Source organism: Brevibacillus halotolerans (genome assembly GCF_026891775.1).
In the GTDB taxonomy this organism is placed as follows: Bacteria; Bacillota; Bacilli; order Brevibacillales; family Brevibacillaceae; genus Brevibacillus_B; species Brevibacillus_B halotolerans.
Genome location: NZ_JAPTNK010000051.1, coordinates 1 through 527 on the forward strand (window position 1 = coordinate 1; position 527 = coordinate 527).

1 protein-coding gene is annotated in these 527 nt (G+C 35.7%); it reads left to right on the plus strand.

Going from position 1 to position 527, the window contains the following annotated elements; genetic code table 11:
• Nucleotides 1-72 precede the first annotated feature (72 nt).
• A complete protein-coding gene (locus tag O0550_RS24095) occupies nt 73-348 on the plus strand; it encodes a transposase (protein ID WP_022584177.1) in 276 nt (91 codons plus the stop codon).
• The last annotated feature ends 179 nt before the right edge of the window (nt 349-527 follow it).

The following is a 527-nucleotide window of genomic DNA, read 5'->3' on the forward strand; positions in this document are numbered from 1 at the left end:
TGGAGTTAGTATAGTTTCATGGACACCTCTTAGTTAAGTCCTTACAATGAAAACAAGAGGAGATGAGTCCGGATGGAACACAAAAAAACGAACAAGAGATACAATGAAGATTTTAAAAGAACAGTGGTAGATCTTTATCACTCTGGTTACTCTGTAAAGGAATTATCTAGCGAATATGGTATTTCAGAAGTCACTATTTACAAATGGATCAAAGAATTTACTCCTCTCGGAGAAGCAGGACAATCTATTGCACCTAAAGAGATTGCTGCTATGCAGAAGGAAATGCTTCGATTGAAACAGGAAAATGAAATTCTAAAAAAGGCTATGGCCATATTCGCGAAAAAGTAGAAATTGCAGAACTGAATCAATTTATTGCAGCAAACAGAGAAAAGTACTCTGTACAGACTATGTGTGAGGTACTCAATCTTTCCAGAAGTACATACTATCAATTCCAAAAGAAAGAGCACTCTCCACGTCATAAAGAGAACCAACTGATTACAAAGAGAATGATTGAAATTTATCAGGAT